The sequence below is a fragment of the Olleya namhaensis genome (assembly GCF_900114005.1).
Taxonomy (GTDB): domain Bacteria; phylum Bacteroidota; class Bacteroidia; order Flavobacteriales; family Flavobacteriaceae; genus Olleya; species Olleya namhaensis.
In genome coordinates, this window is the sequence record NZ_FORM01000006.1 from 205,955 (window position 1) to 231,969 (window position 26,015).

The window sequence follows — 26,015 nt, forward strand, 5'->3', positions numbered from 1 at the left end:
GTTTTATTGACTTCTAATCTATTTATCCATACTCTCTACAAAAGCATTCATTACCTCGTCACTAACGCCCATATTGCTAAACCCACCATCATTGTATAAGTTTTGTAATGTTACACGTTTAGTTAAATCACTAAATAAAGACACTGTGTAATTAGCACAATCTAATGCTGTAGCATTACCTAAAGGCGACATTTTTTCCGCGTAAGCGATAAAACCGTCAAACCCTTTTACACCACTACCTGCTGTAGTTGGTGTTGGAGATTGTGATATTGTATTAACTCTAACCTTTTTATCTCTTCCAAAAAAGTAACCAAAACTACGTGCAATACTCTCTAAATAAGCTTTATTATCTGCCATATCATTATAGTCTGGAAAAACACGTTGTGCAGCCATGTATGTTAACGCTACAATACTTCCCCACTCATTCATTGCATCTTGCTTATATAACGTCTGCATTGTTTTATGGAAAGACATCGCAGATACATCTGTACCCTTTTGTGTCCAAGCATAATTTTGATCCGTATAATGTTTTCCTTTTCTAACATTAATAGACATCCCAATTGAATGTAATACAAAATCAATTTTACCTCCTAAAATCTCCATAGATTTATTGACAAGGTTTAATAAATCTTCTTCACTCGTAGCGTCTGCAGGTATAATCTGAGATCCTGTTTTTTCTGCTAATTTATCAATTTGTCCCATACGCATTGCAACAGGCGCATTAGTCAAGACAAACGTACCACCTTCTTCGTGTACACGTTCTGCAGTTTTCCAAGCGATAGAGTTTTCATCTAATGCTCCAAATATAATTCCTCTTTTTCCTTTTAATAAATTGTATGACATAACTTATAGTTTATCAGTTGACTTGTTAGTTTATTGTAATATCCTTCAAAGATAGTATTTATAATTTTTTTATTTCGCTTTCGCGGAAATTATGCCTCTAATTTAATAGTTGCTTTGCATGTGCTATTGCCGAATCCGATAATTGTGTACCACCTAGCATTTGCGCTAATTCCACAACACGCTCATCATAGTTTAATTTAACCAGATTGGTTGTTGTTACTTCATTAACATCCTTTTTATAGACTTTATAATGTGTGTTTCCTTTGGCTGCAATTTGTGGTAGATGCGTAATACTAAACACCTGCATTTTTGTACTCATTAATGCCATTATATCTGCCATTTTATTAGAAATTTCTCCAGAAACACCTGTATCAATTTCGTCAAACATAATAGTTGGCAATTTCACATATTTTGATAAAATAGATTTAATGGCTAACATTATTCTAGATAATTCTCCTCCAGAGGCTGCTTTTTTTAGCACATTAAACTGCCCTCCTTTATTGGCTGAAAACAAAAAGCTTAAAGTATCTTTTCCATTATATAAAAAAGTATCAGAAACCTCTAAGCTAATATTAAATTGTGCATTTGGCATACCTAACTGACTTAAGATAGCTTCTAACTGTTTCTTTAAATCTGGTATAGCCTTATTACGTTTCTCTGTAATTTGTTTTGCTTCTGTATTTAATAATTTTTCGACTGCTTTTATTTCTTGTTCCTTATCTAAAATGTCTTGATCAGCATTTTCCGTCGCTGCCACTTTTTTAGATAAATCATCACGTATTATAATTAACTCCTCTACTGTTTTAACTAAATGCTTTTGCGTCAAGTTATTTAAGGTTGCTAATTTGGCATTAACAATTTCCAATCGGTTTGGATCTGCATCAAGGTTACCTTCAAAACGCTCTATATCTACTAAAACATCATCTAAATCAATCAAACTACTAGTTACCCTATCTAACAAATCTTGATAGGTAGTAGAAATTGTCGCTAACTTTTGCAATGCTGCTTTCAAGTCTCTTAAAGAAGTTAATACACCTGCCTGCTCTTCACTTAATAATGCATTTGCCTCTTCTAATTTAAGTTGGATAAGTTCAACATTATTTAATAACTCAAAGTCTTCTTCCAATTCTTGAAGTTCGCCTTCCTTTAAATTAGCCTCAACTAATTCGTTTAACAAAAAAGCGTTATAATCGTGTTCTTTCAAAGCTTCAGCTTGAAACTGTTGTAATTGCTTTAATTCCTTATTAAGTGTTTTATGACTTTTTAAATGAAGCGTATACGTTTCTAAATCACGTTCCGTTTTAGCTAAAGCGTCAATTACCTGAAACTGAAACGCATCATCTACCAACTGCATGGTTTCGTGCTGAGAATGTATATCTATTAACTGCGCTCCTAAAGATTGTAAGCTAGATAGGTTTACAGGCGAGTCATTAACAAATGCTCTTGACTTTCCTGAAGGTAAAATTTCTCGTCTAATTATTGTTTGCGTCTCGTAATCTAAATCTTGTTCTTTAAATAGTCCTTTTAGCTTGTATTTTGAAATATCAAAAGTAGCTTCAATTATACATTTATTTTCAGGATTACGTAAGCTTGATAAATCAGCTCGTTTACCTAAAATTAAAGAAAGACCGCCTAATAATATAGATTTACCTGCTCCTGTTTCTCCTGTAATAATGGTAAACCCATCATTAAAGCTAACTTGAAGTTGATCTATTAAAGCGTAGTTTTTTATAGTTAATCCTGTAAGCATTCTTAAAGTGAAAAGTTAAAAGTTAAAAAGAGAAAAGTTTTGATTTTTCGCTTTTTAAGAATGAAAATAAATATATCTAGATTTTAATGTTTCTCCATTTAGAAGAATGCATTGGAGCGATTTTATTAAGTGTGTCAATTAAATCTGTAATATCTACACTAGGACCGTCTGAGAAAATTTGCTCAATCTCTTCGGCTTTGGCGTCAAAAAACACACGAAGTAAATATGAATTTGGACGGGTTCTGTTCATATCCCCAAACAAATCTAAAGCCATAGCAATTTCTGTTTTGGCATCCTTTTGATTAGCACTCATAACATCTAAACCACGTCTGTGATAATTATACATTACTGTTCTAAACGCCTTAAAAGTTGGTGACAATAAATTATCTATCAATGCAAATCTACTCTGTAATCCGTCAGATAATTTCCAACCTGAATAATTTTCTTGTTGAGAAAAATTGACAATATTTTGTGCTTGCTTAAAATACTCGTCTCCACCTTCTGGTTTAAACGTGTCTGCGTCCATACCTAAAACCATATTGACATGATATGCTAAAACCGAAATTAAATTAGAAGCATATTGCGTTGGATTGTATATCAAACTTTGAAACTCGATGTATTCAAATGTAAAATCCTTATCGTTAATATTATAGGTTGGGGTAGTATAACTAGCACCAAAAACAGGTCTTGAAGACTGTACTTGGATTGTCGCTTTATAATTGTTACCTGAGTATTCGCTAATATTAATTACAAAATTACAGTCTATACGTTCTTGAGGTAAAACCGTTCTATCTGTCCATTTAGTACTAGAAATAAATTCCTTTAATTGTGTCTCTAGTGTTTTAAACTGCTGTAAGTTTTCGTTACCGGTTTGTTGCGCATTTACAACTACTGTGGCATTTAACTCTTGTGCATGAATTGATACACTAAAACAAAATATAAATAGGAATAATAGATTACGCATGTATTGTATTTATTATGGTGTTAAAAAGGTCCTTAGCAACTTCTGTTTTAGACTTTAGTTGGTATACCGTTGCTTCTTCGTCCTTATTAATTAGGGTTACTTTATTAGTATCAGACTTGAAACCTGCACCTTTGTCGTTTAACGAATTTAAAACAATTAAATCTAAATTCTTCTTTTTTAGCTTCAATTTTGCGTGCTCCAACTCGTTATTAGTCTCTAATGCAAAGCCAACTAAAAATTGCTTTGTTTTTATAGCTCCTAAAGAAGCTAAAATATCTTTAGTCTTCTCTAGTTCTAATGTTAACGTAGCTGTCTTCTTTTTTATTTTCTGAGTAGCTACATTTTTTGGTCTATAATCTGCGACTGCTGCAGACAATATTGCGATATCAGAATTATTAAAATGAAGATGAGCTGCATCATACATCTCTTGCGCACTCACTACAGGGATTACCGTAATTAAACTGTGCTTTACCGTTTGGTGGGTTGGTCCCGTTATTAAAATAACTTCTGCACCAAGATTAGCTGCTGCTTTAGCAATCTCGAAGCCCATTTTTCCTGAAGAATGATTCCCAATAAATCGTACTGGATCTATAGCCTCATAGGTTGGTCCTGCAGTTATTAAAACGGTTTTGTTTTTTAAGGGTAATCCGCTAATAATATCTTTCTCTATAAAAGAGACAATATCATCGGGCTCTGCCATACGACCTTGTCCAACCAATCCACTAGCTAGCTCACCTGAAGTAGCCGGTATCATGATATTACCATAATTTTTAAGCGTCTCAAAGGACAGTACAGAAGAGGGATGGATATACATATCCAAATCCATTGCTGGCGCAAAATACACTTTACATTTTGCAGATAAATAAGTGGCTAATAATAGGTTATCACAAGTACCATTCGCCATTTTTGACAACGTATTAGCTGTTGCTGGCGCAATTACAAAATAATCAGCCCAAAGCCCTAATTCTACATGGTTATTCCACATAGCATTATCATCTTGGTCGTTTGTAAATGTTGAGTGTACTGGATTCTTGGAAAGTGTGGACAATGTAAGCGGTGTTACAAAATCCTTAGAAGCAGGTGTCATAACGACTTGTACGTTTGCACCTGCTTTTATAAATGATCTGACTAATGTAGCCGTCTTGTAAGCAGCAATACCACCACTGATGCCCAATAGTACGTTTTTGCCACTTAATATTGACATATAATTAGTCTTGGTTATCTTGTTCTGTATTTCTATGGTAAATTTTACCATCTAACCATTCTTGAACAGCTAAAGCATGAGGTTTAGGAAGTTTTTCGTAAAACTTAGACACTTCAATTTGTTCTTTGTTTTCAAAAATTTCTTCTAAGCTATCATTATATGTAGCAAACTCTTCTAGCTTCTCAATTAATTCCTTTTTAATTTCAGAATTAATTTGCTCTGATCTTCTTGCAATAACTGAAATAGCTTCATAGATGTTACCTGTTGGTGCATCAATAATATTTCTGTTATACGTCGTTGTTGATAACGGAGCGTCGATTTTTTTTAAATCCATAATATATATTAGCTTTTGGTACTATATTTTTCTAATTGTTCTTTTAAATCTTCAACCATTTTATCTGCATCCTTATTAAACTCTGAGTCTGCATTTACTTTCTTAAAACTATTGTAGTAAGATATAGCTGTAGTTAATCTGTCTTGTTTTTTTGATTCTACACTCTTCATTCCTAAATGGTAAGCTGAATCAAATTTATAAAATAATGCCTTTTCACGCAGAGACGTCCCAGGAAAGTCTCCAATAAAATTATCAAAAGCACTTATAGAAGCTTTAAAATCTGAAATGTGATTGTATTGTTTTGCTGTACTGTATGCCTTTAATTCTAACTTATATTGTAATTCTTTAACTAGCTCATTGATTTTAGGCATGAACTCTGAATTAGGGTATAAGTTTGCGAATACTTGCAATTTTTCTAAAGCATGCTCTGTATCATGTTGTTCTTTAGAAAACACAGGAGATAACGCTGCATAACTTAACGCACTTTTATAATACGCTTCTTCAACTTTATCACTTTTAGAGTATGACTTTGCAAAACGTTCAAATCTAAATCCAGCTTGAGCATTTAATCCCATATGAAAATAAGAATCCGCATCTAAGAACATTAGTTTTTCAGCTTGAGGCTTACCTCTATAAGCTGGTACTATTTGATCAAATAAACGACTTGCCTTGCTGTATTTACCATCCTTATAAAGCTGTTCCCCTAAGGCAAACTTTACAGCAATATCTTCAGACTTAAGCGCCTTTTGATACTCACTACAAGAAGTAAAAAATAAAAATGTGATTAAGATGTAAAATAAATTCTTCATAAAATTTTAACGAAGCGCAAAAATACGCTATTTAAATGGATTTTAAAAATATAATTTGATTGCTAAATTAATTGAAGGAATCAAGTTTAACGTAGGATTAAGTATAATTTAACTTTTATTAAAATTTGTCATAAAATCCGCTATACTGTTTTGTAGCATTTCTGTTGCTTCAACTAACGGTAATCTAACCGTTTTATTACAAAGTTCTAGATTGTTTAATACTGCTTTAATTCCTGCTGGATTATTTTCTGAGAAAATCAAACTAACAATATCCATCATTTTAAAATGAAGTGCATATGCCTCTTTAGCTTTCCCTTCTAATCCTAATTTTATCATAGTAGAAAAGGCTTTTGGCAAGGCTTGTCCAATTACAGATATCACTCCTGCTCCACCTGCTAATACAACACCTAAAGCTAAATCGTCATCACCAGAAATTACAGAAAACCCTTCTGGCTTATCTCTAATTAACTCTAAATATTGTGCCATGTTATTTCCAGCTTCTTTTACTGCTACAACATTTTTAAAATCATTTGCTAAACGTAACGTTGTTTCTGGCGACATATTTTTAGCTGTTCTTCCTGGTACGTTATATAAAATAATATCTACCGGACAAACTTCAGCTATAGCTTTAAAATGTTGGTACATTCCTTCTTGAGTCGGCTTACTATAATAAGGTGTCACCGATAAAATCCCTGCAAATGCCGATAAATCTGTCGTTTTAATTTCTTCAATAACAGACATCGTATTATTACCTCCAACACCCAAAACCAAAGGTAAACGTCCTTTATTAAATGTGATTATTGCTTCTACAATATCCTTTTTTTCCTGTTTGGTAATTGTAACACTTTCTCCTGTAGTACCGCTTATAACTATATAGTCAGTTCCATTGGCAATATTATATTCTACAATTTTTTCTAACGCTTTGTAATCTACCGTTAAATCATTATTAAACGGTGTTACAATTGCTACTCCTGTACCTAAAAAAGGGTTATTCATTACTTAATTTATTTAAAATGTTTAGATATTTTATTAGTTCGGTTTTAAAAAGTGCCTTATCGTCTAATTTAGTTTCAATAATTAAATCGTTTAGATCCTGATTAGCATCGTATAGCCCTACTTTAAATTGGGCTTGAGTTGCGGCAGACACCACTTGAAGTGCTAAAGCATCAGATTGATAAAGGTTAATCAACAAATCAAACTTAGTATCTACAAAGTCTTTTGCTGTTTGAGATTTTAATTGTCCTTTCCATCCAAGGTCTTTTTCAGAAAAGGTATTTGTATAGACAGAGACTTCTTCTTTTTTTGTATTAAAAAGGGATAAAATCTTAAGGTTATTTAGGTTAACATTTAAGCTTTCTGCAAGCCGGTTAATCCATTCTAAATCAGAAAATTGTTGACCGTCAACAACTACTCCAATAGTTTTAATAATGGCGTTAGTAGGCTTTACAACTCTACTAGCGGTACATTTATTAATATACTTTTTATTAGATTTTTCTTTAAATCCTTTTAAAATCATTTATCTTTATTCCTTTATTACAAATGTAGTAATTGTAACTATATATTAGCTTTAAATTATTCAACTTTAAATATGAATTATAAACACCTGTTAATCTTACTTTCGATAGTCTTAGTGTCGTCTTGTAAGAACGAAACTTACTCGTTAACAAAAATAGAAGGAAAAAAGATAACTATAACTGATACATTAGCAATAGATCCTGATGTTGATGCTTATATTAAACCATTCCGCGAAAGCTTAAATAAGGATATGAATACGGTCTTATCTTACGCTCCTGAAACCTACACAAAAAATGATGGTGATTTAAATACCGCTATTGGAAATTTAATGGCAGATGCAGTAATGCAGGAAAGTAATCCTATTTTTAACAAAAGAACAGGTAACAATATTGACATGGTACTTTTAAATCATGGAGGTATACGCTCTATCCTTTCTAAAGGAAATATTACGACTAGAACAGGATTTGAAATCATGCCTTTTGAAAACAGTATTGTTGTTGTTGCTTTAAAAGGCCCGCAAATAGATAGTTTAACCACTTACTTAAGTAGAGCAAAACGCCCACACCCAATTAGTGGATTACAACTAACACTTGACAAAAACTATAGCATTACGCAAGCCTTAGTCAATAACAAGCCTATTGATAAAGACAAAACATACTATGTAGCAACCAATGACTACTTATATAATGGTGGTGACGGTATGCGCTTTTTTCAAACTAATGACAGTTTATACGTTTTAAACTATAAAATTAGAAATGCCATGTTAGACTACTTCAAAAAAGTAGACACCATTAAACCAGTAATTGACAATAGATTTATCCAAACTAAATAACCAAAACAATGAAACGTAGAGACTTTATACAACAAGCAACAGCTGCTACTGCATTAATTACAGTTGGTGGTTATGGATTACAATCTTTTGCAACAACTGCTAAAACAAAAAAAATCACCATTTTACATACTAATGACGTACACAGTCATATAGATGCCTTTGGACCTGAAGATGGTAGAAACGCTAATCAAGGTGGTGTAGCACGACGTGCAACCTTAATTGAAAACATAAGAACAGAAAACCCAAACACGCTACTTTTAGATGCTGGGGATATTTTTCAAGGAACGCCTTATTTTAATTATTATGGAGGTGAGTTAGAATTTAAGCTTATGAGTAGGCTTAAATACGACTTAGCAACTATAGGGAACCATGATTTTGATAACGGAATCGACGGTTTATATGCACAATTACCACATGCTAGTTTTGGTTTTGTATCTGCGAACTACGATTTTACAAATACCGTAATGGATACGCATGTTAAACCGTATCAAATCTTTAAAAAAGAAGGTATTAAAATTGGTGTTTTTGGATTAGGAATTGAATTGGATGGATTAGTTGACAAAACAATGTCTAAAGAAACTAAATATTTAGATCCTATTGAAGCTGCTCAAGAAATGACTAGAATCCTAAAAAAGGACGAAAAATGTGATTTAATAATCTGTTTATCTCACTTAGGGTATAACTACAAGAAAAATCCTGATAAAATTAGTGACTTAAGTTTAGCTAAAGCAACCAAAGACATTGACCTTATTATTGGAGGACATACACATACTTTTTTACCAAAACCTACAGTTGCACAAAACTTAGAAGGTAAAAATGTATTAGTAAACCAAGTAGGTTGTTACGGAATAAACTTAGGTAAGATTGATTTTTACTTTGAACCTGACAGTACTAAGAAAGCAGAAGGAACATCTATTATAGTATAACAGTAGCGTTATACTATGGCTGGGGATTCTGTTTTATAAGAATCAAAATGTCTAATTTTAATATAGACATACAAGAAATAGAATCCTAACCCCATTAACATCGAGTAAATAATTTCTAATATTTGTTCTGAAGAAATAAACAAATAAGCAACTTGTACCATTTCTGAAAATACAATGCACACACTAGCCAAAAACAAGAGCAAACTCTGCTTAGTTTGATGGTATAAATAGTGTATTAATGCCAATGATAGCACTAATTGAATAAATACGTTATAAATTACGTTTGTCACAAACTCTAAAGAGCTTGTTTCAACCTTTGGATCTTCCAAAATCATTTCGTTTAAAGCATAAATTATATACACATTAAAGACTACCAAAACAATCATTGGTAGTTTAAAATCCTTAAATATCTTTTTGATTTCTAAATCTTTAACTAAAAATATTATTAAAGATAAATAAGTTGCTATAATAAGATAATTAGCGCCATAAACCCCAATCAATTCATTACCACTAAACACTATTTTTAACATTTCTACAATAGAGAATCCTATTAAAAAAAAACCAAAGAAATGATTGTGCTCTTTTGTTAAGCCATAGTACAGATATGCAAACAGTGGAAATACAAAAATCCAAGAATAGTCGGACATTATCGGCATATCAAAGATCCTTCCTGTCATAATAAATAGGACAAGAATAACCAGACACATCGAGACGACATTGAACTTTGTTAACTTCATTTTAAAGATTTGAGATTACGAAGATACACAAAAATGTAATTTAACGCAATAAAAAGTAGTTTATCCGATTTTTAATATCCTTACTCTAAGCTATTTAAAAAATCCTGCTCTGTAATTAACTCAATATTTAGCTTTTCTGCCTTATCTTTTTTACTTGGCCCCATATTGTCTCCTGCTACAATATAACTAGTCTTAGAAGAGATTGAGCTACTAACTTTACCTCCATTATCTTCTATTAGTTTTTTGAGTTCTGTTCTTGAAACCGAATGAAATACTCCTGAAACCACAATAACTTGACCTTTAAGCTTATCGGTTTGACTAGCAAGTTTTTCTGCCGAAATCTGTAATTGCAAACCATAAGTCTTTAGTCTATTAACTATATCTTGGTTTTTTGGGTCCGAAAAGAAATCCACAACACTCTCAGCTATTCTAATACCAATTTCATTGACTTGCTCCAAATCTATAACCGATGCAAACGCTAACGCATCAATACTTTTATAATGTTTTGCTAATGTCTTAGCTACGGTTTCTCCAACAAAACGAATTCCTAAAGCAAACAATACACGCTCAAAAGGAATCTGTTTAGAGGCTTCAATACCTGCTAATAAATTATCAGCACTTTTTTCCGCCATACGCTCTAATGGTAACACTTGATCTTTAGTCAACGTGTATAAATCAGCATAATTATGTATTAGACCTGCTTTAACTAACAATGCAACAGTCTCACCACCTAAACCTTCAATATCCATTGCTTTACGCGAAATATAATGTTGTATACGTCCAATAACCTGAGGACTACATCCATTATAATTTGGACAAAAATGTTTTGCTTCACCAGCTTCTCTTTTTAGCAGCGTGTCACATTCAGGGCAGTTAGTAATGTATTCTGTTGGCTTAGAATCTGCAGGGCGTTCTTCTAAATTTACAGCAATAATCTTAGGGATTATTTCGCCACCTTTTTCAACATAAACCGTATCCCCTACTCTAATATCTAATTTTTCAATTTGATCAGCATTGTGTAAAGACGCACGTTTTACAATAGTACCAGCCAACTCTACTGGCTCTAAATTAGCAACAGGCGTAATAGCACCTGTACGCCCAACCTGGTAAGTAATACTATTTAAAACCGTACTTACCTGTTCTGCTTTAAACTTATAAGCCATTGCCCAACGTGGCGCTTTAGATGTAAATCCAAGTTCGTCTTGTTGATGTAAATTATTCACTTTAACAACAACACCATCGGTTTCATAAGGCAAATTATGTCTTGCTTGATCCCAATGATTTATAAACTCAAAAACCTCGTCTATACTTTGGCACAACTTAGCTTCTTTTGGTACTTTAAACCCCATTTTTCGTGCCTTTTCTAGGCTTTCAAAATGTGTTTTATAATCAAAATCACCACCAACTAAACCATATAATAAACAATCTAAAGGGCGCTTAGCCACCTCTGCGCTATCTTGTAATTTTAAACTTCCTGATGCTGTATTACGTGGGTTTTTATAAGGTTCTTCGCCATTTTCCACACGTGCTTCATTCATTTTAATAAATCCATCATAAGGCAAAATAATTTCTCCTCTAATCTCAAACTCTTCAGCATAATCTCCTTTTAGTTGTAAAGGCACAGAGTTTATTGTTTTTATATTGGGTGTCACTTCATCCCCTTGCATACCATCACCACGCGTCACAGCTTTTAGCAAGCTACCATTTTGATACGTTAAATTTATAGACGCACCATCATATTTAAGCTCACAAACATATTCAACATCACCATCAATACTTTTTTTAATTCTTGTCTCCCAATCTTTTAAATCTTCTAAAGAGTAAGAATTATCCAAACTATACATCCTATGCTTATGCACAACAGTATTAAAGTTTTTGGTTATTGCACCACCTACACGCAGTGTTGGCGAATTAGCATCATAAAATTCAGGATGAGCCTCCTCTAAAGCTTGTAATTCTTTTAATTGTATATCAAAATCGTAATCACTAATAGTCGGATTATCCAAAACATAATAATTATAATTATGCTCTCTTAACTGATCTCTTAATGCGTTTATTTTTAATTGTATGCTCATGCTGTTTTACTTCTAAATCTAATAATTACTCTTGTTGCGGACTATTGCTTTTAACCAAATCTGCAACTACCCTTTAGTCCCTTTTACCATACGGTCTTTTCCAAAAAAATCTTGTTTTAATTGGACATCTTTAAATCCATTATCTTCTAAAAGCTGAATCATTTCAGGACCTAAGTATTCGTTAATTTCAAAAAACAATTGACCATTTTGTTTCAAGTGTTGCACTGCAAAACCTGTAATTGCTTTATAAAAAAGCAACGGATTATCGTCCGCTACAAACAATGCCAAATGCGGTTCGTTTTCTAATACATTAGCCTGCATTTCTAACTTTTCTAAGTTTCTAACATAGGGCGGATTAGAAACAATAACATCAAACGTTATGTTTTTGAAAGCAGAATCTCCTTCAGTCATTGTTAATATATCACCTGCAACAAAATCGACCTCCACATTATTTAATACCGCGTTTTGTCTAGCTTGTTCTAACGCTTTCGCGGAAACATCAAGCGCAGAAACAGAACTTGGCACTATATTTTTTGCTAAGCTAATGGCTATACAACCACTTCCTGTACCAATATCTAATATCGAAACCTTAGCCTTGCTATTTTGTTTAGGATAAGCATCAACAACCAACTGTACCAACTCCTCTGTTTCTGGTCGTGGTATTAATGTATTAGCATTAACTTTAAAAGGTAACCCATAAAATTCTGTTTCGCCTAAAATATATTGTATTGGTGTATTTTGTTTTAAGCTTTCTAATGCCTTAAATAGTGGTTCTTGCTCTTCCTTTGTTATACTTATTTTAGTGTCTAACGCCACATCCAGTCTAGAAATATTACAATACTGTTCCGTTAACATAAAGAAAAAGGAAAACACTTCGTCTTTACCATAAATAGCATCTAGTTCCTTATGGAATATTTGTTTTAAATCTTTTACTAACATCTATAATTATTGTAGTTTTTTTTCCATCCAAACACCACAACTAAAATGACCAGTATCACCTAATGGTCCTTCTAAATGTGTAAATCCATTAGATTCGTATATATGAATCGCTTCTTTTAAAGTTGGAATAGTTTCTAAATACGCCTTTTTAAAACCTAGTGATTGCCCTTTATTTAAACACTTTTCAAATAGTTTTTTACCAAAGCCTTTTCCGCGTAAGCGATTAGAAAAATACATTTTCTGAATTTCAAAAACATCAGACTCCATACCATTCAATGGTTTTAAACCTCCACCACCTTCTACCTTACCGTCCACGACAACAACGTAATACACTTCGTTTTTTCCTGCATAAGATTCAAACATTTTTGGCGTTTCTTTATCTGTATACGCTGTACCCACTAATGGCATATCATATTCAATAAAAACACCACGTATAACTGCTTCAATTTGCGCATTGTCTTCCGGCTGGATTTCTCTTATTTCAATAGTAGTATTAGTCACTTTTAAATAGTATTTTTGTCCGTATATTTTAGAGGATGAAGATACATTAAATCTAAAAAAAGACACATGAAGAGCACACTAATCTTATTAACAATATTAACCTGTTTTATTAGCTGTAAAGTCACAGAGAAGCCAGAGTTTATTAAAGTTGAAAATATAAAAGTACTAAAATCGACTTCTAAATTTATTACAATTACAGCCGATGCCTTTTTTTTAAACCCTAATAATATTAGTGGTCAATTAAAAACAGACGGGATTAAAGTTATTGTTAATAATAGTGAGTTAGCCTCTGTAACTAGCGAAAGTTTTAAAGTACCAGCTAAAAAAGAATTTAGTATTCCTTTACAAGCCAAAATACCTACAGACAGCCTTTTAAGTAACAAAAATTTAAGCAGCTTGCTGGGTAGCTTTTTGAACAAAAAACTAAAAGTCCAATATATTGGCGAAATAAAATATAAAGTCCTTGGGTTTTCTCACACTTACAAAGTGGACAGAACTGAAAATGTAAAAATCAAACTTTAAAATTTGACGGATCAATATTACATAAAACGCGCTTTACAAATTGCTAAAAATGGATTAGGACAAACACGTCCAAATCCAATGGTTGGTAGTGTTATTGTATTAAATGACCAGATTATAGGCGAAGGTTTTACTAGTAAATATGGTGGTAATCATGCTGAAGTCAACGCTATAAATAGTGTTACAGACAAAGCTTTATTAAAAGAAGCTACAATATATGTTACACTAGAACCTTGCAGTCATTATGGAAAAACACCTCCTTGTAGCGACTTAATAATCCATCATCAAATACCAAATATTGTTATTGGCTGCGTGGATGATAACCATGAGGTTGCCGGAAAAGGCATCAAAAAACTAATGGAAGCAGGTCGTAATGTTAGAGTTGGTGTTTTAGAAGCCGAATGCAAAGCACATCACAAACGTTTTTTTACGTTTCATAACAAAAAACGTCCGTATATTATCTTAAAATGGGCCCAATCAATCGATGGGTTTATTGCGCCAAAAACTAAAGACGAACAAAAACCCGTTTGGATTACTAATACCTATTCTAGACAATTAGTACATAAATGGAGAGCCGAAGAGCAAGCTATTTTAGTGGGTACAAATACAGTTATTAAAGATAATCCTACATTAAATGTCAGAGATTGGACTGGTCAAAACCCTGTCCGTATTGTTTTAGATCGTAATAATTTATTATCTGATCAATATGCTATATTTAATACAGACGCAGAAACAATTACCTTCAAAGACCATACGATAAAAGCAATTTGCGACCATCTACACAAAGAAAACATAAACTCAATAATTATAGAAGGCGGCTCTAAAACCTTACAACTATTTATTGATGCCAATTTATGGGATGAAGCTAGAGTGTTTTCTGGAAAAATCAAATTTATAGACGGTATTAAAGCACCTAAATTTGATGGCCAATTAATAAAAGACACTACTATTTTAGACGATACACTAAATATTTACACTAATAAAAACAGATAACACTAATACGTTTGAGTAAACAAATTAGAACTGACCAATACAACTATAGCGCAATGCTGTAGCAGAAATAAAAAACTATGATTAAAACTATAATATTCGATTTTGGAGATGTCTTTATCAATTTAGATAAAGAAGGCGCTATGACTAACGCTTTAGAGTTATTTGAAATTGAAGAATTATCAGAAGAACTGATTGCTTTTAATAGCTTTTACGAACAAGGTTTGATTGATACAGACGAGTTTATTGATTTTTACATGGACAATTTTCCTAAACTATCAAAAAAAGAGATTACTGAAGCATGGAATTATATTATCTGTGACTTTCCGTCTAGTCGTTTAGAGTTTATACAACAACTAGCAAAAGACAAAAAATACAATCTGATACTATTAAGTAACACCAATGCACTGCACATAGAATGTATCCAAAAGCATATTTCGTTTTACGACGATTTTAAAAATGCGTTTAACAAGTTTTACTTATCTCACGAAATTCAGTTACGTAAACCAAACGCGGATATCTTTCAGTTTGTACTAGATCAAAACAAGCTTAAACCTGAAGAATGTCTTTTTATTGATGATACTAAAGAAAACACTGATGCTGCAAGCACGCTTGGTATAAATGTTTGGAATAACGATCCAAAAACACAAGATATTATAGATTTATTTACCATTAAAAAAGAATTGTTTTAATGTATTTAATTTTTAGTATTTGTGCTTCTACTTTAATTTTTGTGATTTTTAAAGTTATTGGAAAAAGAAACATTAACACATTACAAACCATTGTATTTAATTATTTTACTGCGTTTACTTGTGGTATTTTAAGTTATGATTCTCCAGTTATTATTGAAGACATCATAAGCTCTAAATGGTTTTTTGGTGCTATTGGATTAGGATTTCTATTTATAGCAATTTTTAATGTCATGGCTCTGACCGCACAACGTATCGGGTTATCTGTAGCATCCGTAGCTAGTAAAATGAGTGTTGTGATACCAATAATTTTTGGACTTTTTGTCTATAACGAAAGTTTAGGATGGCAAAAAGGTATTGGAATTATATTAGCATTGGTTGCTGTATATCTAGCGTCTCATAAAGAAAAAACTAATGCCCGGTTTTCAATTAAAAGTTTATGGCTACCGATAATACTATTTTTAGGATCAGGAACTATTGATACTTCTATAAAATATTTAGAGACTACATATGTGGCAGATAATGGTATTCCAATATTTTCTGCAACTATCTTTTTTATAGCCGGATTGATTGGTATTGGCCTACTTTCCGCGAAAGCGATACAAAAAACATTCACTTTTGACCCAAAAAGTGTTGTTGCAGGTGTTATTTTAGGTATTGTTAACTACTACTCTATTTACATGTTGTTAAAAGCTTTAAATGCAGACAATTTTGAAAGCTCCACTATATTTACTGTTAACAATGTTGCCATAGTCATGTTATCTACATTATTAGGTCTTGCACTTTTTAAAGAACGACTACTTCCAAAAAACTGGATTGGTATTGGCGTTGCTATACTATCAATACTTTTGGTAACTTTAGCATAATTATGGAAAACGACGCTTACAAAACAATAACAAAACCATCTGAAGAGGTCCTTTTTAAGGATAAAAATTCTAAATTTTTTGGCTATGCTTTTCCTGTAAAAACAGAAGAAGACATTAAGCAGCATTTAGAAGACTTAAAAAAACAGCACCACCAAGCCAGACATTGGTGTTATGCTTATCAAATTGGTACTGAAACTATTGCTTATCGTGCCAATGACGACGGAGAACCAAACAATAGTGCAGGAATGCCTATTTACGGGCAAATCCAATCGTTTGAAGTCACCAATATACTTATAGTCGTTGTGCGATACTTTGGAGGCGTTAAATTAGGTGTTGGAGGCTTAATAAATGCTTACAAAACAGGCGCCCAATTAGCTTTAGAAGCATCCAAAATTGTAACACGCACCATTAACAAAACCTTTCTAATCACTTTTGATTATAAAAACATGAATAAAGTCATGCGGGTTATAAAAGAGAAAAATCTAAAGGTTATTAACCAAAAATTAGAATTAGATTGTCAAATCACAATTTCGGTTAGAAAAAAAGATGCGTCTACAATTTTTGAAATTTTTGAAAATATTTACGAAGTAAATATAAAATCATTATCCATTTAAAGCATCTAAAAAATACTTTGGCGGTCTAGTTGGACGTTTTGTTTTCATGTCTAAAAAAGCTAAAACCACACTTGCTGTACACATAATTTGACCCAAATCATTTAGTATTTCATAGTCAAATTCAACCATCGCTGTAGGTGCCTTTTTAAGTTGTGTTTTTACTTTAATAACATCATCATAAAGTATTGGTTTTTTGAAATTTAAAGCCATAGACACAACTGGTAAACCAATCCCTTCTTCCTCCATTTTTCGGTAAGAAATGTTTAATTTTCGTAGCCATTCAATTCTAGCCATTTCTAGATATAATGCGTAATTCCCATGATGAACCACACCCATCTGATCGGTTTCTGCATAACGTACTCTTATTTCAATTTCATCTTGTTTTATACCCATTATCTTAAATATTTTTTGTAGTTTCGAATTGCTAAACAACATGCACAAAAAAAACTGAATATTCAATAGTAATTCATTTTTTTTTTACGTTTTTTGTTCACATATTTGCCAAGCTTAAGAACGGAACTGTTCATTGCTATTATCAGAACAAAAGTAACTAACTTAGAAATACCTTTTAAATTTAACATGAGTGTAACTGCGCAAACGGTCTGGAATAATTGTCTCCTTTTTATAAAGGATAATATCCAACCACAAGCTTACAAAACTTGGTTTGAACCTATTGTAGCGGTTAAGCTTGCAGATAATGCGCTTAGTATACAAGTACCAAGTAAGTTTTTTTACGAGTGGCTTGAAGAGCATTACGTTAAACTTTTAAAAGTATCTTTAACTAAAGAGTTGGGTGAAACTGCCAAATTGGTTTACATTATTAAAATGGAAAACACGTATGGTAATAAACAACCTTTTACTGAAAAAATTCCGAGTTCTAATAGAAGCGCTGTAAGGTCTCAAAATGTAGACGTACCGCTTAATAATAAGAACCGCGAATTACGTAACCCGTTTATAATTCCTGGAATTAGAAACGTAAAAATCGAATCTCAACTTAATCCAAACTATAACTTTGATAACTTTTTAGAAGGTGATTCAAACCGTTTAGCACGTAGTGCAGGTTTAGCAGTCTCTGCAAAGCCAGGTGGAACGTCTTTTAATCCATTATTAATTTTTGGTGGTGTTGGTTTAGGTAAAACACATTTAGCACACGCTATTGGTGTTGATATAAAAGATAAATACCCAGAAAAAACTGTTTTATATATTTCTGCTGAAAAATTTACGCAACAATATATTGACTCTGTTAAAAAGAACAACCGTAACGACTTTATACATTTTTATCAATTAATTGATGTATTGGTTATTGACGATGTTCAGTTTTTATCAGGAAAGTCTGGAACACAAGATGTATTCTTCCATATATTTAATCATTTGCATCAAAATGGTAAGCAAGTTATTTTAACTAGTGACAAGGCGCCCGTAGATATGCAAGATATTGAGCAACGCTTACTATCAAGATTTAAATGGGGATTATCTGCTGAATTGCAAACACCTGACTTTGAAACACGTGTCTCTATATTAAAAAACAAATTATACAGAGATGGTGTTGAAATGCCTGACGATATTATTGAATATGTTGCTAAAAACATAAAATCAAATATTCGAGAGCTAGAAGGTGCTATTATTTCTTTAATTGCTCAATCCTCTTTTAATAAAAAGGAAATCAATATTGAGTTGGCTAAACAAGTTGTAGAAAAGTTTGTAAAAAATACCAAGAGAGAAGTATCTATAGATTATATCCAAAAGATTGTGTCAGATTATTTCCAAATGGATGTGGATACATTACAATCTAAAACTAGAAAGCGTCATATTGTACAAGCTAGACAATTAGCTATGTTTTTTGCTAAAAAACTAACTAAAGCATCTCTTGCCAGTATTGGTTCTCAAATAGGAAAACGTGATCATGCAACCGTATTACACGCCTGTAAGACCGTAGATAATTTATCATCTACAGACAAGCAGTTTAAAAAATACGTTGAGGATTTAACGAAGAAACTTTCGGTTTAAATTTCATTTTAAAATGACTAATATTTTAATGGTATGCTTAGGAAACATTTGTCGTTCTCCTCTAGCTGAAGGTATCTTACAATCAAAATTAAACACTGACTTGTTTACTGTAGATTCTGCCGGAACTAGCAGCTACCATATTGGAAACAAACCAGATACAAGATCAATAAGCACTGCCAAAAAGCACAATATTGACATTACTAAACAACGTGCTAGACAATTTACTAAACAAGATTTTATAGATTTTGATATTATCTATGCAATGGATAAGTCAAACTTTGCTAATATTATAGCGTTAGCTGAAAATGAAGCACAACACTCTAAAGTCAAATTAATTTTAAACGAAAGTTTTCCCGACAAAAACTTAGATGTGCCAGATCCGTATTACGGTGGTGACAACGGTTTTGAAAAAGTGTACACCCTTTTAGAGGATGCTTCCGAAAAAATTAGCACCAAATTAAACAGCCTTACTTAATTTTATACCTTTACAGTACTATGACTAAAGGAAAACTATATTTAATACCATGTACATTAGGAGAATCAAATCCTTTTAATGTATTACCTGCTCAAGTAAAAACCATTATTGATAGTTTAGACACCTTTGTTGTCGAAAACTCTAAAGCAGCCCGAAAATTTATAAAAACTATTGCTCCAGATAAGGCTCAAGCTAGCTTAAACCTTTTTGAACTTAATAAATTTACAGAAGTTACAGATTTACCTAATTTTATCAAACCCTGTTTAGAAGGTAAAAATTTAGGTTTAATATCTGATGCTGGATGCCCAGGAATTGCAGACCCTGGCGCAGATATAGTTAGTTTAGCACATAAAAACAATATACAAGTAGTACCGTTAGTTGGTCCTTCTTCTATCCTATTAGCCATGATGGCTTCCGGTATGAATGGACAAAGCTTTGCTTTTAACGGTTACTTACCGATTGATAAAGGTGAGAAAAAATCAGAATTAAAACGTTTAGAGCGTCTAAGTTTTGAACATAACCAAACACAGTCTTTTATTGAGACACCTTATAGAAACAATAAGCTTCTAGAAGACCTTTGTAGCATCTTAAGTGATAGTACAGAGATTTGTGTGGCTTGTGACATTACATTGCCTACAGAGTTTATTAAAACACAAACAGTGAGTCAATGGAAAAAAAATAGTGTTGACCTACATAAGAGACCAACACTATTTATTATTCACAAAAGCCAATATTAAGCGCTTTCGTATTTTACTTTTACCTTTTTTAAAGGTTTAATTAAAGAGGTATCATAACCTGAAAACTTCTTCATGTAATACTTTATGGTTGCACCATTTGCATCTGCAAATCCTTGCTCTCCATAACTTCTTAAAAATTTCTTTACGCTTCCTGGTCCTGCTAAATGCGCTGCAGCCAATATACCCGATTCCGTAACTTTAACACCTTTGATATACTTGTTGTTAAAACGTTTGATATCCTTACGTAATACCCATTTGTTACGTTGTGCATTTGCTATAAATGCTTTTTCCTGCAACTCAGGATTACTCAAAAAGTACTGAGGATGATGAATACCTAAAACTTTTAATGTACTTTTTCCAAATTGATATTTTCCTAAGTAACCAAATTGGTTTACTCTAAAATAATCATTTTGAGATTCTTTAAATCCTAAAGCTTCTTTAAAACCTGTAAACGTTTTACCTAATTTAGGTGTAAACGCTGTTCTATTAAATGCTTTTACGTTTGAAGCAATATTTGCATATTGTATATTTTCAAAGTCAACGTTGTTAAACTCAATTTCATCTACTAATGTAGCATCATTTTTAGTGGTAACAAATACAACTAAAAGTAAAATTGATATTGTAAACGTTAGGGATAATAACTTTCCAATATTTTTTTTCATTTGTTTTTGATTTAAAAGTCTGTTTTTTAATATTATAAAGACTTAAATTTCAGCGTGCAAATATACAACAAATAATTAAATACTGAAAATCAATATGTTAACTTATGTTAAAAGTAAATTAAGTGCCCTTTTAGCTTCCCGCTACTATTGATTTCTAGTGTTGGAAACGGTACTTTTATAACATTAATTATGTTAAAAAGTTGTTTAAAAAATGTAGAATCGGTCTTGATTTTGGTTAAATCCATATCTAGACTTAAATAAAATTGTTTGGTTCTGTCTTGATTTGGAAAATTGATATTTTGTAATTGATCAGTACCATATAGTAAACCATCCACCCCATAACCAACAGCTAGATTTAACCATTTTGGTAATTTACTGTCTTTAAAAAAAGAATGCAGGTTAGCACTTAACCAATAGGTCTGCCCATTATAATCCTTTATAAATTCCTCAAACACCCCATTACCCGGTTTATCTGGATTTTGATTAGCGTAAGGACTTTGGTTAAAAGAATATTTTAGTTGAACACGTTGCTCTTCCCACAACAGCTCTTGTCCAATAAATAGCCCTGCTCCTGCTGCATTAGCGGTAAAGTCTCCCCAAGAAAAACCCCATTCTTCAGAAAAACCATCTAAAACTTCTACTGCTGTTAAAAAAGAAAAGCCAAGTGTTGCTCCGTAAATTAGTTGATTTTTTTTACTCACTCCACTCCAATGTAACGCTTGAGATCCAAAACGTCCTAATTGATAAGCTGTAAAGCTATGCCCCAACTTATCCATTTTAAACCATTCTGAATTATCATTAGTACTATGAAGGTTAGAACGCTCAAAATCAGAATACCACAAAGCGTTTAAACCTATTATAGATAAAGACGCTAAGCTAGCTTCCGTTATAATAACTGCGTTTTTACGTGACACATTAAGTGTATCACTAGGTTTAAAAAACTGAGAGTGATTGTTTTGTGCAATTGTACTACCTGTAATTAAAAAGGCATATATAATTAGTACTGTTTTAAGCACACCTTTATCTGTTAACACCTTTGCTATTAATCCAACGGACATACTCATTTTTATTAGCATTATGTTGACTTAAATTTTTAGCAAATTTGTGATATCCAAAGTTTTTGACATTAGCTACAAAATAATAGTACCCGTGGCTTTCTGCATTTAAAACAGCATCAATAGCAGATACATCTGGCATTGTGATTGGTCCCGGTGGAATCCCTCGGTATTTATAAGTATTGTAAGGCGAATCTATTTCTAAATCTTTATATAACACACGTTTTATAACTTGATCAAAATCGTTATCTTTTAATTTCTTAGAATAAATAACTGTTGGATCGGCTTGTAAAGGCATACCAACTTTTATTCTATTTAAATACACACCAGCAACTCTTGGCCTTTCGTCTACCTTAGCGGTTTCTTTTTGAACGATAGATGCAATAGTAACAACTTCGTTTACAGAAAGATTTAATGCTTTACGCTTTGCTTGACGCGAATCATTCCAAAAACGATAGTATTCTTTTAGCATTTTATCTCTAAAGCCTTCAGCTGATGTATTCCAGAAAAACTCGTAGCTATTAGGAACATACATATTTAATACTGTTTGGTTTGTAAACTTATGCTTGTCCAAAAATACTTTATCTGTCATGGCTTGCAACAGTGACAAACTATCCGGTTCTATTTGCTCAGCAATACGCCCTGCTAAATTTTGAATACGTTCTTGATTATTAAAGCTTAATTTTATTGGAATATTTTTACTTCTAATAGAGTTAATAATATCATTATTACTCATGTTTTTATCAATAGCAAAACGTCCTGCTTTAATATTTGTCGTATATTTTTTACGTTGTGCTAATGCATCAAAACTATCTATATCCTTTAATAAAGGTACCAACTGCTCTCTAACCTGATCATAATTAGCATTGGTTGGCACATAAATATAGGCTGTGTCATTATTAAATGCAGTGTTTTGTTTAAACATCGCGCCATAAATAAAATAAGCAAAATAAGCAGCAATTACTAGTCCTATTAATGCTATTGCAACTAAGATTTTTTTAATATACATTGGTATTAATTAATTGAAATAAATATTCGTTTTTGTATTGACCATTTAAATAATTCCAGTCTTTTTTAAGACCAATTTCTTTAAATCCTTGATTTTTAAATAATGCTAAACTAGCTGTATTATCCTCACTTATATTGCAATATAATTGATGCAAATCTAAATGCTTAAAACAATAACTAGTTAGTAACTGTAAAGCTTCTTTACCATTACCTTTTTGCCTATCATCAGTTTCTTTTATTAAAATACCAATTCCTGCACGTCTATTTTTAAAATCAAAATCAAAGACATCAATCATACCCATAGCCTGATGTTTATAATTACAGATAACTAAACGCAACTGCTTTACTTCAAAAATATCTTTATGTGCTTGATCTAAATATTGCTTGATTAAATATTTAGAGTACGGCGTTATGGTATTGCTTATTTCCCAAATAGATTCGTCATTTTCAATGGTATGAATAAATGATAAATCTTCAGGCTCTAAAGCACGTAAATAAATATGTTCTCCTTTTAATGTTAACATGCTATTTCGCCTTTAAAAACTTGCGTCGCAGGTCCTATTAACATGACCTTTTTATAACTATTACCGTCTTTTACAAAAGACACTTTTAACGCGCCTCCTTGTACATTTAGGTTAATAGTAGTGGCAACACTGTTTCCTGTGTTATGCATTGCAATTGCAACAGCGGTAACGCCAGTACCACAAGATAAGGTTTCGTCTTCTACACCTCTTTCATAGGTTCTAACCGTGTAAGTATCTTCATTAACCTTTTCTACAAAGTTAACATTTGTACCGGCTTGATTATAAGGTTGACCATATCTAATTTTTTTACCTTCATTTTTAACATCAAAATGCGCTAAGTCTGCAACAAACTGCACGTGATGTGGTGAGCCTGTATCTAAAAACTGATGATTTTTAAAGCTTTTGACCGTGTCCACGTCCTTCATTTGTAAATGGATAATGTTATCCTCAATTTTTGCAAAATGCAAACCGTCTGTTGCTTCAAACGTTGTCTGATCTGTAATCAACTGCAAAAATTCCGCGAAAGCGACAATACAACGTCCACCATTACCACACATACTACTTTCGTTTCCGTCTGCATTATAATAGACCATTTTAAAGTCCTCTGTTGGATGGTTTTCTAGTAAAATTAGACCGTCTGCTCCAACGCCAAATTTACGGTCGCATAAAAAAGCAACTAATTTGGTATTGTTTTTGTCAAACACATTTTGTCTGTTATCGATCATGACAAAGTCATTACCTGTTCCTTGATATTTATAAAAAGTCAACGTCATTGGGATGAAAAATTGAATGACAAATATAAGTTTTTTCAGTTGTTAAAACGTCGTTAAAGTTGAAATAGGCATTCAATATTTAATTAATTTTAATCGTTATCTAATTAAATCTAAACTAAGTATTTTATGAAGAAGATGTTAACTTTGGTTTTAGTTTCGGTATTAGGAGGCGCAATTACTCTAGGAACATACAAAACCTTTCTTGAAAAAGATGAACAACAAATTGCCAACACAACAACGCAGGAAACACCAGCGTATTTACCTGCCAATTATAACACAAACACGACTGCTTTAGCTGCTGCTGAAGGTATTAATTTTACCACTGCCGCAGACAAAACAGTACATGCTGTAGTCCACGTTAAAAACGTTGCTTTAAATACAGCACAACCTACTTTACAAGACTTATTTTATGGCCGTGTGCCACAAAAAAGGCAGTTAGGAACTGGAAGTGGTGTAATTATATCGCCTGATGGTTATATAATTACTAATAACCATGTTATTGAAGACTCTGAAGCGTTAAGTATAACACTTAATGATAATAGAACTTTAAAAGCTAAAATTGTAGGAACTGATCCAAAAACGGATATTGCTTTACTAAAAGTTGAAACTGAAGACCAACTACCTTACACCACATTTGGGGATAGTGATACGGCTAAAATCGGAGAATGGGTCTTAGCGGTTGGTAATCCGTTTAATTTAACGTCTACAGTTACTGCGGGGATTATTAGTGCAAAATCTAGAGATTTAAGTGGTAGAAGCACCCAGTCTTTTATACAAACAGATGCTGCGGTAAATCCGGGTAACTCAGGTGGGGCTTTGGTAAACACTGCGGGTCAGCTAATTGGTATTAATACTGCTATATCGTCTCAAACGGGATCATACATTGGTTACTCTTTTGCTGTGCCTAGTAATATTGCTAAAAAAGTAGTCCAAGATATTATGGAGTTTGGTAATGTACAAAATGGTATTTTAGGTGTTATTGGAGGTTCTTTAAACAGTTCTTCTGCAGAAAAACTTGGAGTTGCTGAGACGGAAGGTTTTTATGTCGACGATGTCGAAGAAGACACCGGTGCATCTGAAGCCGGTATTAAAAGTGGCGATATTATTAAAATGGTTGATAATATTAAGATTAAAAAGTTTAGTGATCTTAGAGGTTTTCTAGATACTAAACGTCCAAATGACATTGTTAATATTACACTTTTACGTGATGGTGTAGAAAAAGAGGTTGCTGTAACCTTGCTTAAAAACAACACCTATATATTACCAGTAATTGGTGTTATTAAAAATGCTAAACCTGAAGACCTAAAAAAGTACAAAACTAAAAATGGTGTAAAAATCACAAAGGTTAATGGTACTTATGGTCAATATTTACAAGCAGAAGGAATTGAAGAAGGTAATATTATAACTGCCATCAATAACATTAAAGTAAATACAATCGAGGATGTAGATACGATATTAAAAAATAGAGATACGTATCAACCATTAAGTATCGAATTAATAAACTCTAAAGGAGAAACAAATCGTTACGGTTTAAGATAATTACTATTTAAACGTTAAAAAAAGCCCTTAATTTTAAAAATTAAGGGCTTTTAAATTTTTACACTTTTTCCTTTACGAAATCGTTTGAAATCAATACTTTTGCCGAAAATTTACATAATAAATTAACA

Annotated in this window: 29 protein-coding genes; 11 read left to right on the forward strand and 18 right to left on the reverse strand. The window is 32.3% G+C overall.

Annotated elements, in window-relative coordinates:
• Positions 1-18: 18 nt before the first annotated feature.
• From BMZ09_RS11055 to BMZ09_RS11090, 8 genes are all read right to left on the reverse strand, one after another.
• Positions 19-843, reverse strand: coding sequence for an enoyl-ACP reductase FabI (locus BMZ09_RS11055; RefSeq protein ID WP_090840528.1), 825 nt, complete (start codon positions 841-843; stop codon positions 19-21).
• 97 nt (positions 844-940) lie between these two features.
• Complete coding sequence (recN, locus tag BMZ09_RS11060) at positions 941-2,593, reverse strand: DNA repair protein RecN (protein ID WP_090840530.1); 1,653 nt, start codon at positions 2,591-2,593, stop codon at positions 941-943.
• A 76-nt stretch (positions 2,594-2,669) separates the two neighbouring features.
• Complete coding sequence (gene porD / locus BMZ09_RS11065; RefSeq protein WP_090840532.1) at positions 2,670-3,557, reverse strand: type IX secretion system protein PorD; 888 nt, start codon at positions 3,555-3,557, stop codon at positions 2,670-2,672.
• Entirely contained in the window at positions 3,550-4,761 is a 1,212-nt protein-coding gene (gene coaBC / locus BMZ09_RS11070; protein WP_090840658.1) for a bifunctional phosphopantothenoylcysteine decarboxylase/phosphopantothenate--cysteine ligase CoaBC, read from the reverse strand. The genes porD and coaBC overlap by 8 nt, the downstream gene beginning before the upstream one ends.
• Positions 4,762-4,765: 4 nt before the next feature.
• Positions 4,766-5,095 carry a DNA-directed RNA polymerase subunit omega gene (locus BMZ09_RS11075; RefSeq protein WP_090840534.1) on the reverse strand — a complete coding sequence of 110 codons (330 nt, stop codon included), beginning with the start codon at positions 5,093-5,095 and terminating at the stop codon, positions 4,766-4,768.
• Between the two features lie 8 nt (positions 5,096-5,103).
• Positions 5,104-5,904 carry an outer membrane protein assembly factor BamD gene (locus tag BMZ09_RS11080; RefSeq protein ID WP_090840535.1) on the reverse strand — a complete coding sequence of 267 codons (801 nt, stop codon included), beginning with the start codon at positions 5,902-5,904 and terminating at the stop codon, positions 5,104-5,106.
• Positions 5,905-6,012: 108 nt separating this feature from the next.
• Positions 6,013-6,900 (reverse strand): 4-hydroxy-tetrahydrodipicolinate synthase, encoded by an 888-nt coding sequence (gene dapA, locus BMZ09_RS11085; RefSeq protein WP_090840538.1) that lies wholly within the window; start codon positions 6,898-6,900, stop codon positions 6,013-6,015.
• Positions 6,893-7,420, reverse strand: a complete 528-nt coding sequence (locus BMZ09_RS11090; RefSeq protein ID WP_090840540.1) for a DUF6913 domain-containing protein — start codon at positions 7,418-7,420, stop codon at positions 6,893-6,895. Before BMZ09_RS11090 ends, dapA begins: the two co-directional genes overlap by 8 nt.
• 72 nt (positions 7,421-7,492) lie before the next feature.
• Between BMZ09_RS11090 and BMZ09_RS11095 the strand changes: the two genes are divergently transcribed.
• Positions 7,493-8,251, forward strand: a complete 759-nt coding sequence (locus BMZ09_RS11095) for a 5'-nucleotidase C-terminal domain-containing protein (RefSeq protein WP_090840542.1) — start codon at positions 7,493-7,495, stop codon at positions 8,249-8,251.
• Positions 8,252-8,259: 8 nt separating this feature from the next.
• Entirely contained in the window at positions 8,260-9,177 is a 918-nt protein-coding gene (locus tag BMZ09_RS11100) for a bifunctional metallophosphatase/5'-nucleotidase (RefSeq protein WP_090840544.1), read from the forward strand.
• Between the two features lie 8 nt (positions 9,178-9,185).
• On the opposite strand, the gene BMZ09_RS11105 is transcribed toward BMZ09_RS11100, so the two are convergent.
• From BMZ09_RS11105 to BMZ09_RS11120, 4 genes are all read right to left on the reverse strand, one after another.
• The gene (locus BMZ09_RS11105; protein ID WP_143067816.1) at positions 9,186-9,854 is read right to left on the reverse strand and encodes a hypothetical protein; all 669 of its coding nucleotides are present in this window, start codon (positions 9,852-9,854) and stop codon (positions 9,186-9,188) included.
• A gap of 140 nt (positions 9,855-9,994) precedes the next feature.
• Positions 9,995-11,989: an NAD-dependent DNA ligase LigA gene (gene ligA / locus BMZ09_RS11110; protein WP_090840548.1), complete on the reverse strand. Its 1,995-nt coding sequence runs from the start codon at positions 11,987-11,989 to the stop codon at positions 9,995-9,997.
• A gap of 66 nt (positions 11,990-12,055) precedes the next feature.
• Complete coding sequence (gene prmC, locus BMZ09_RS11115; RefSeq protein WP_090840550.1) at positions 12,056-12,928, reverse strand: peptide chain release factor N(5)-glutamine methyltransferase; 873 nt, start codon at positions 12,926-12,928, stop codon at positions 12,056-12,058.
• 6 nt (positions 12,929-12,934) lie between these two features.
• Positions 12,935-13,429, reverse strand: a complete 495-nt coding sequence (locus tag BMZ09_RS11120; RefSeq protein WP_245741134.1) for a GNAT family N-acetyltransferase — start codon at positions 13,427-13,429, stop codon at positions 12,935-12,937.
• 66 nt (positions 13,430-13,495) lie between these two features.
• On the opposite strand from BMZ09_RS11120, the gene BMZ09_RS11125 reads away from it, so the two are divergent.
• The 5 genes from BMZ09_RS11125 (at position 13,496) to BMZ09_RS11145 (ending at position 17,107) form a co-directional block, all read left to right on the forward strand.
• The gene (locus tag BMZ09_RS11125; protein WP_090840552.1) at positions 13,496-13,951 is read left to right on the forward strand and encodes an LEA type 2 family protein; all 456 of its coding nucleotides are present in this window, start codon (positions 13,496-13,498) and stop codon (positions 13,949-13,951) included.
• Between the two features lie 3 nt (positions 13,952-13,954).
• The gene (gene ribD, locus BMZ09_RS11130; RefSeq protein ID WP_245741135.1) at positions 13,955-14,941 is read left to right on the forward strand and encodes a bifunctional diaminohydroxyphosphoribosylaminopyrimidine deaminase/5-amino-6-(5-phosphoribosylamino)uracil reductase RibD; all 987 of its coding nucleotides are present in this window, start codon (positions 13,955-13,957) and stop codon (positions 14,939-14,941) included.
• Between the two features lie 77 nt (positions 14,942-15,018).
• Entirely contained in the window at positions 15,019-15,630 is a 612-nt protein-coding gene (locus BMZ09_RS11135) for an HAD family hydrolase (RefSeq protein WP_090840554.1), read from the forward strand.
• Entirely contained in the window at positions 15,630-16,493 is an 864-nt protein-coding gene (locus tag BMZ09_RS11140; protein ID WP_090840556.1) for a DMT family transporter, read from the forward strand. Before BMZ09_RS11135 ends, BMZ09_RS11140 begins: the two co-directional genes overlap by 1 nt.
• Before the next feature lie 2 nt (positions 16,494-16,495).
• Positions 16,496-17,107, forward strand: a complete 612-nt coding sequence (locus BMZ09_RS11145; RefSeq protein ID WP_090840558.1) for an IMPACT family protein — start codon at positions 16,496-16,498, stop codon at positions 17,105-17,107.
• On the opposite strand, the gene BMZ09_RS11150 is transcribed toward BMZ09_RS11145, so the two are convergent.
• On the reverse strand, positions 17,096-17,494 hold the full coding sequence (locus tag BMZ09_RS11150) for an acyl-CoA thioesterase (protein ID WP_090840664.1): 399 nt from the start codon (positions 17,492-17,494) through the stop codon (positions 17,096-17,098). The genes BMZ09_RS11145 and BMZ09_RS11150 overlap by 12 nt on opposite strands.
• Before the next feature lie 192 nt (positions 17,495-17,686).
• Between BMZ09_RS11150 and dnaA the strand changes: the two genes are divergently transcribed.
• From dnaA to BMZ09_RS11165, 3 genes are read left to right on the forward strand one after another with little or no spacing between them, the layout of a single operon-like run.
• On the forward strand, positions 17,687-19,114 hold the full coding sequence (gene dnaA / locus BMZ09_RS11155; protein ID WP_090840560.1) for a chromosomal replication initiator protein DnaA: 1,428 nt from the start codon (positions 17,687-17,689) through the stop codon (positions 19,112-19,114).
• Between the two features lie 13 nt (positions 19,115-19,127).
• On the forward strand, positions 19,128-19,589 hold the full coding sequence (locus BMZ09_RS11160) for a low molecular weight protein-tyrosine-phosphatase (protein ID WP_090840562.1): 462 nt from the start codon (positions 19,128-19,130) through the stop codon (positions 19,587-19,589).
• Between the two features lie 20 nt (positions 19,590-19,609).
• Positions 19,610-20,326, forward strand: a complete 717-nt coding sequence (locus BMZ09_RS11165; protein ID WP_090840564.1) for an SAM-dependent methyltransferase — start codon at positions 19,610-19,612, stop codon at positions 20,324-20,326.
• On the opposite strand, the gene BMZ09_RS11170 is transcribed toward BMZ09_RS11165, so the two are convergent.
• From BMZ09_RS11170 to dapF, 5 genes are all read right to left on the reverse strand, one after another.
• The gene (locus tag BMZ09_RS11170; RefSeq protein WP_090840566.1) at positions 20,323-20,988 is read right to left on the reverse strand and encodes a peptidoglycan-binding protein LysM; all 666 of its coding nucleotides are present in this window, start codon (positions 20,986-20,988) and stop codon (positions 20,323-20,325) included. The genes BMZ09_RS11165 and BMZ09_RS11170 overlap by 4 nt on opposite strands.
• Positions 20,989-21,095: 107 nt before the next feature.
• Entirely contained in the window at positions 21,096-22,064 is a 969-nt protein-coding gene (locus BMZ09_RS11175; RefSeq protein ID WP_245741136.1) for a DUF2279 domain-containing protein, read from the reverse strand.
• On the reverse strand, positions 22,009-23,052 hold the full coding sequence (mltG, locus tag BMZ09_RS11180) for an endolytic transglycosylase MltG (RefSeq protein WP_090840568.1): 1,044 nt from the start codon (positions 23,050-23,052) through the stop codon (positions 22,009-22,011). The genes BMZ09_RS11175 and mltG overlap by 56 nt, the downstream gene beginning before the upstream one ends.
• On the reverse strand, positions 23,042-23,575 hold the full coding sequence (locus BMZ09_RS11185; RefSeq protein ID WP_090840570.1) for a GNAT family N-acetyltransferase: 534 nt from the start codon (positions 23,573-23,575) through the stop codon (positions 23,042-23,044). Before BMZ09_RS11185 ends, mltG begins: the two co-directional genes overlap by 11 nt.
• Positions 23,569-24,348 carry a diaminopimelate epimerase gene (gene dapF / locus BMZ09_RS11190; RefSeq protein WP_090840572.1) on the reverse strand — a complete coding sequence of 260 codons (780 nt, stop codon included), beginning with the start codon at positions 24,346-24,348 and terminating at the stop codon, positions 23,569-23,571. Before dapF ends, BMZ09_RS11185 begins: the two co-directional genes overlap by 7 nt.
• 126 nt (positions 24,349-24,474) lie before the next feature.
• Between dapF and BMZ09_RS11195 the strand changes: the two genes are divergently transcribed.
• Positions 24,475-25,887: a S1C family serine protease gene (locus BMZ09_RS11195; protein WP_090840574.1), complete on the forward strand. Its 1,413-nt coding sequence runs from the start codon at positions 24,475-24,477 to the stop codon at positions 25,885-25,887.
• Positions 25,888-26,015: the final 128 nt, after the last annotated feature.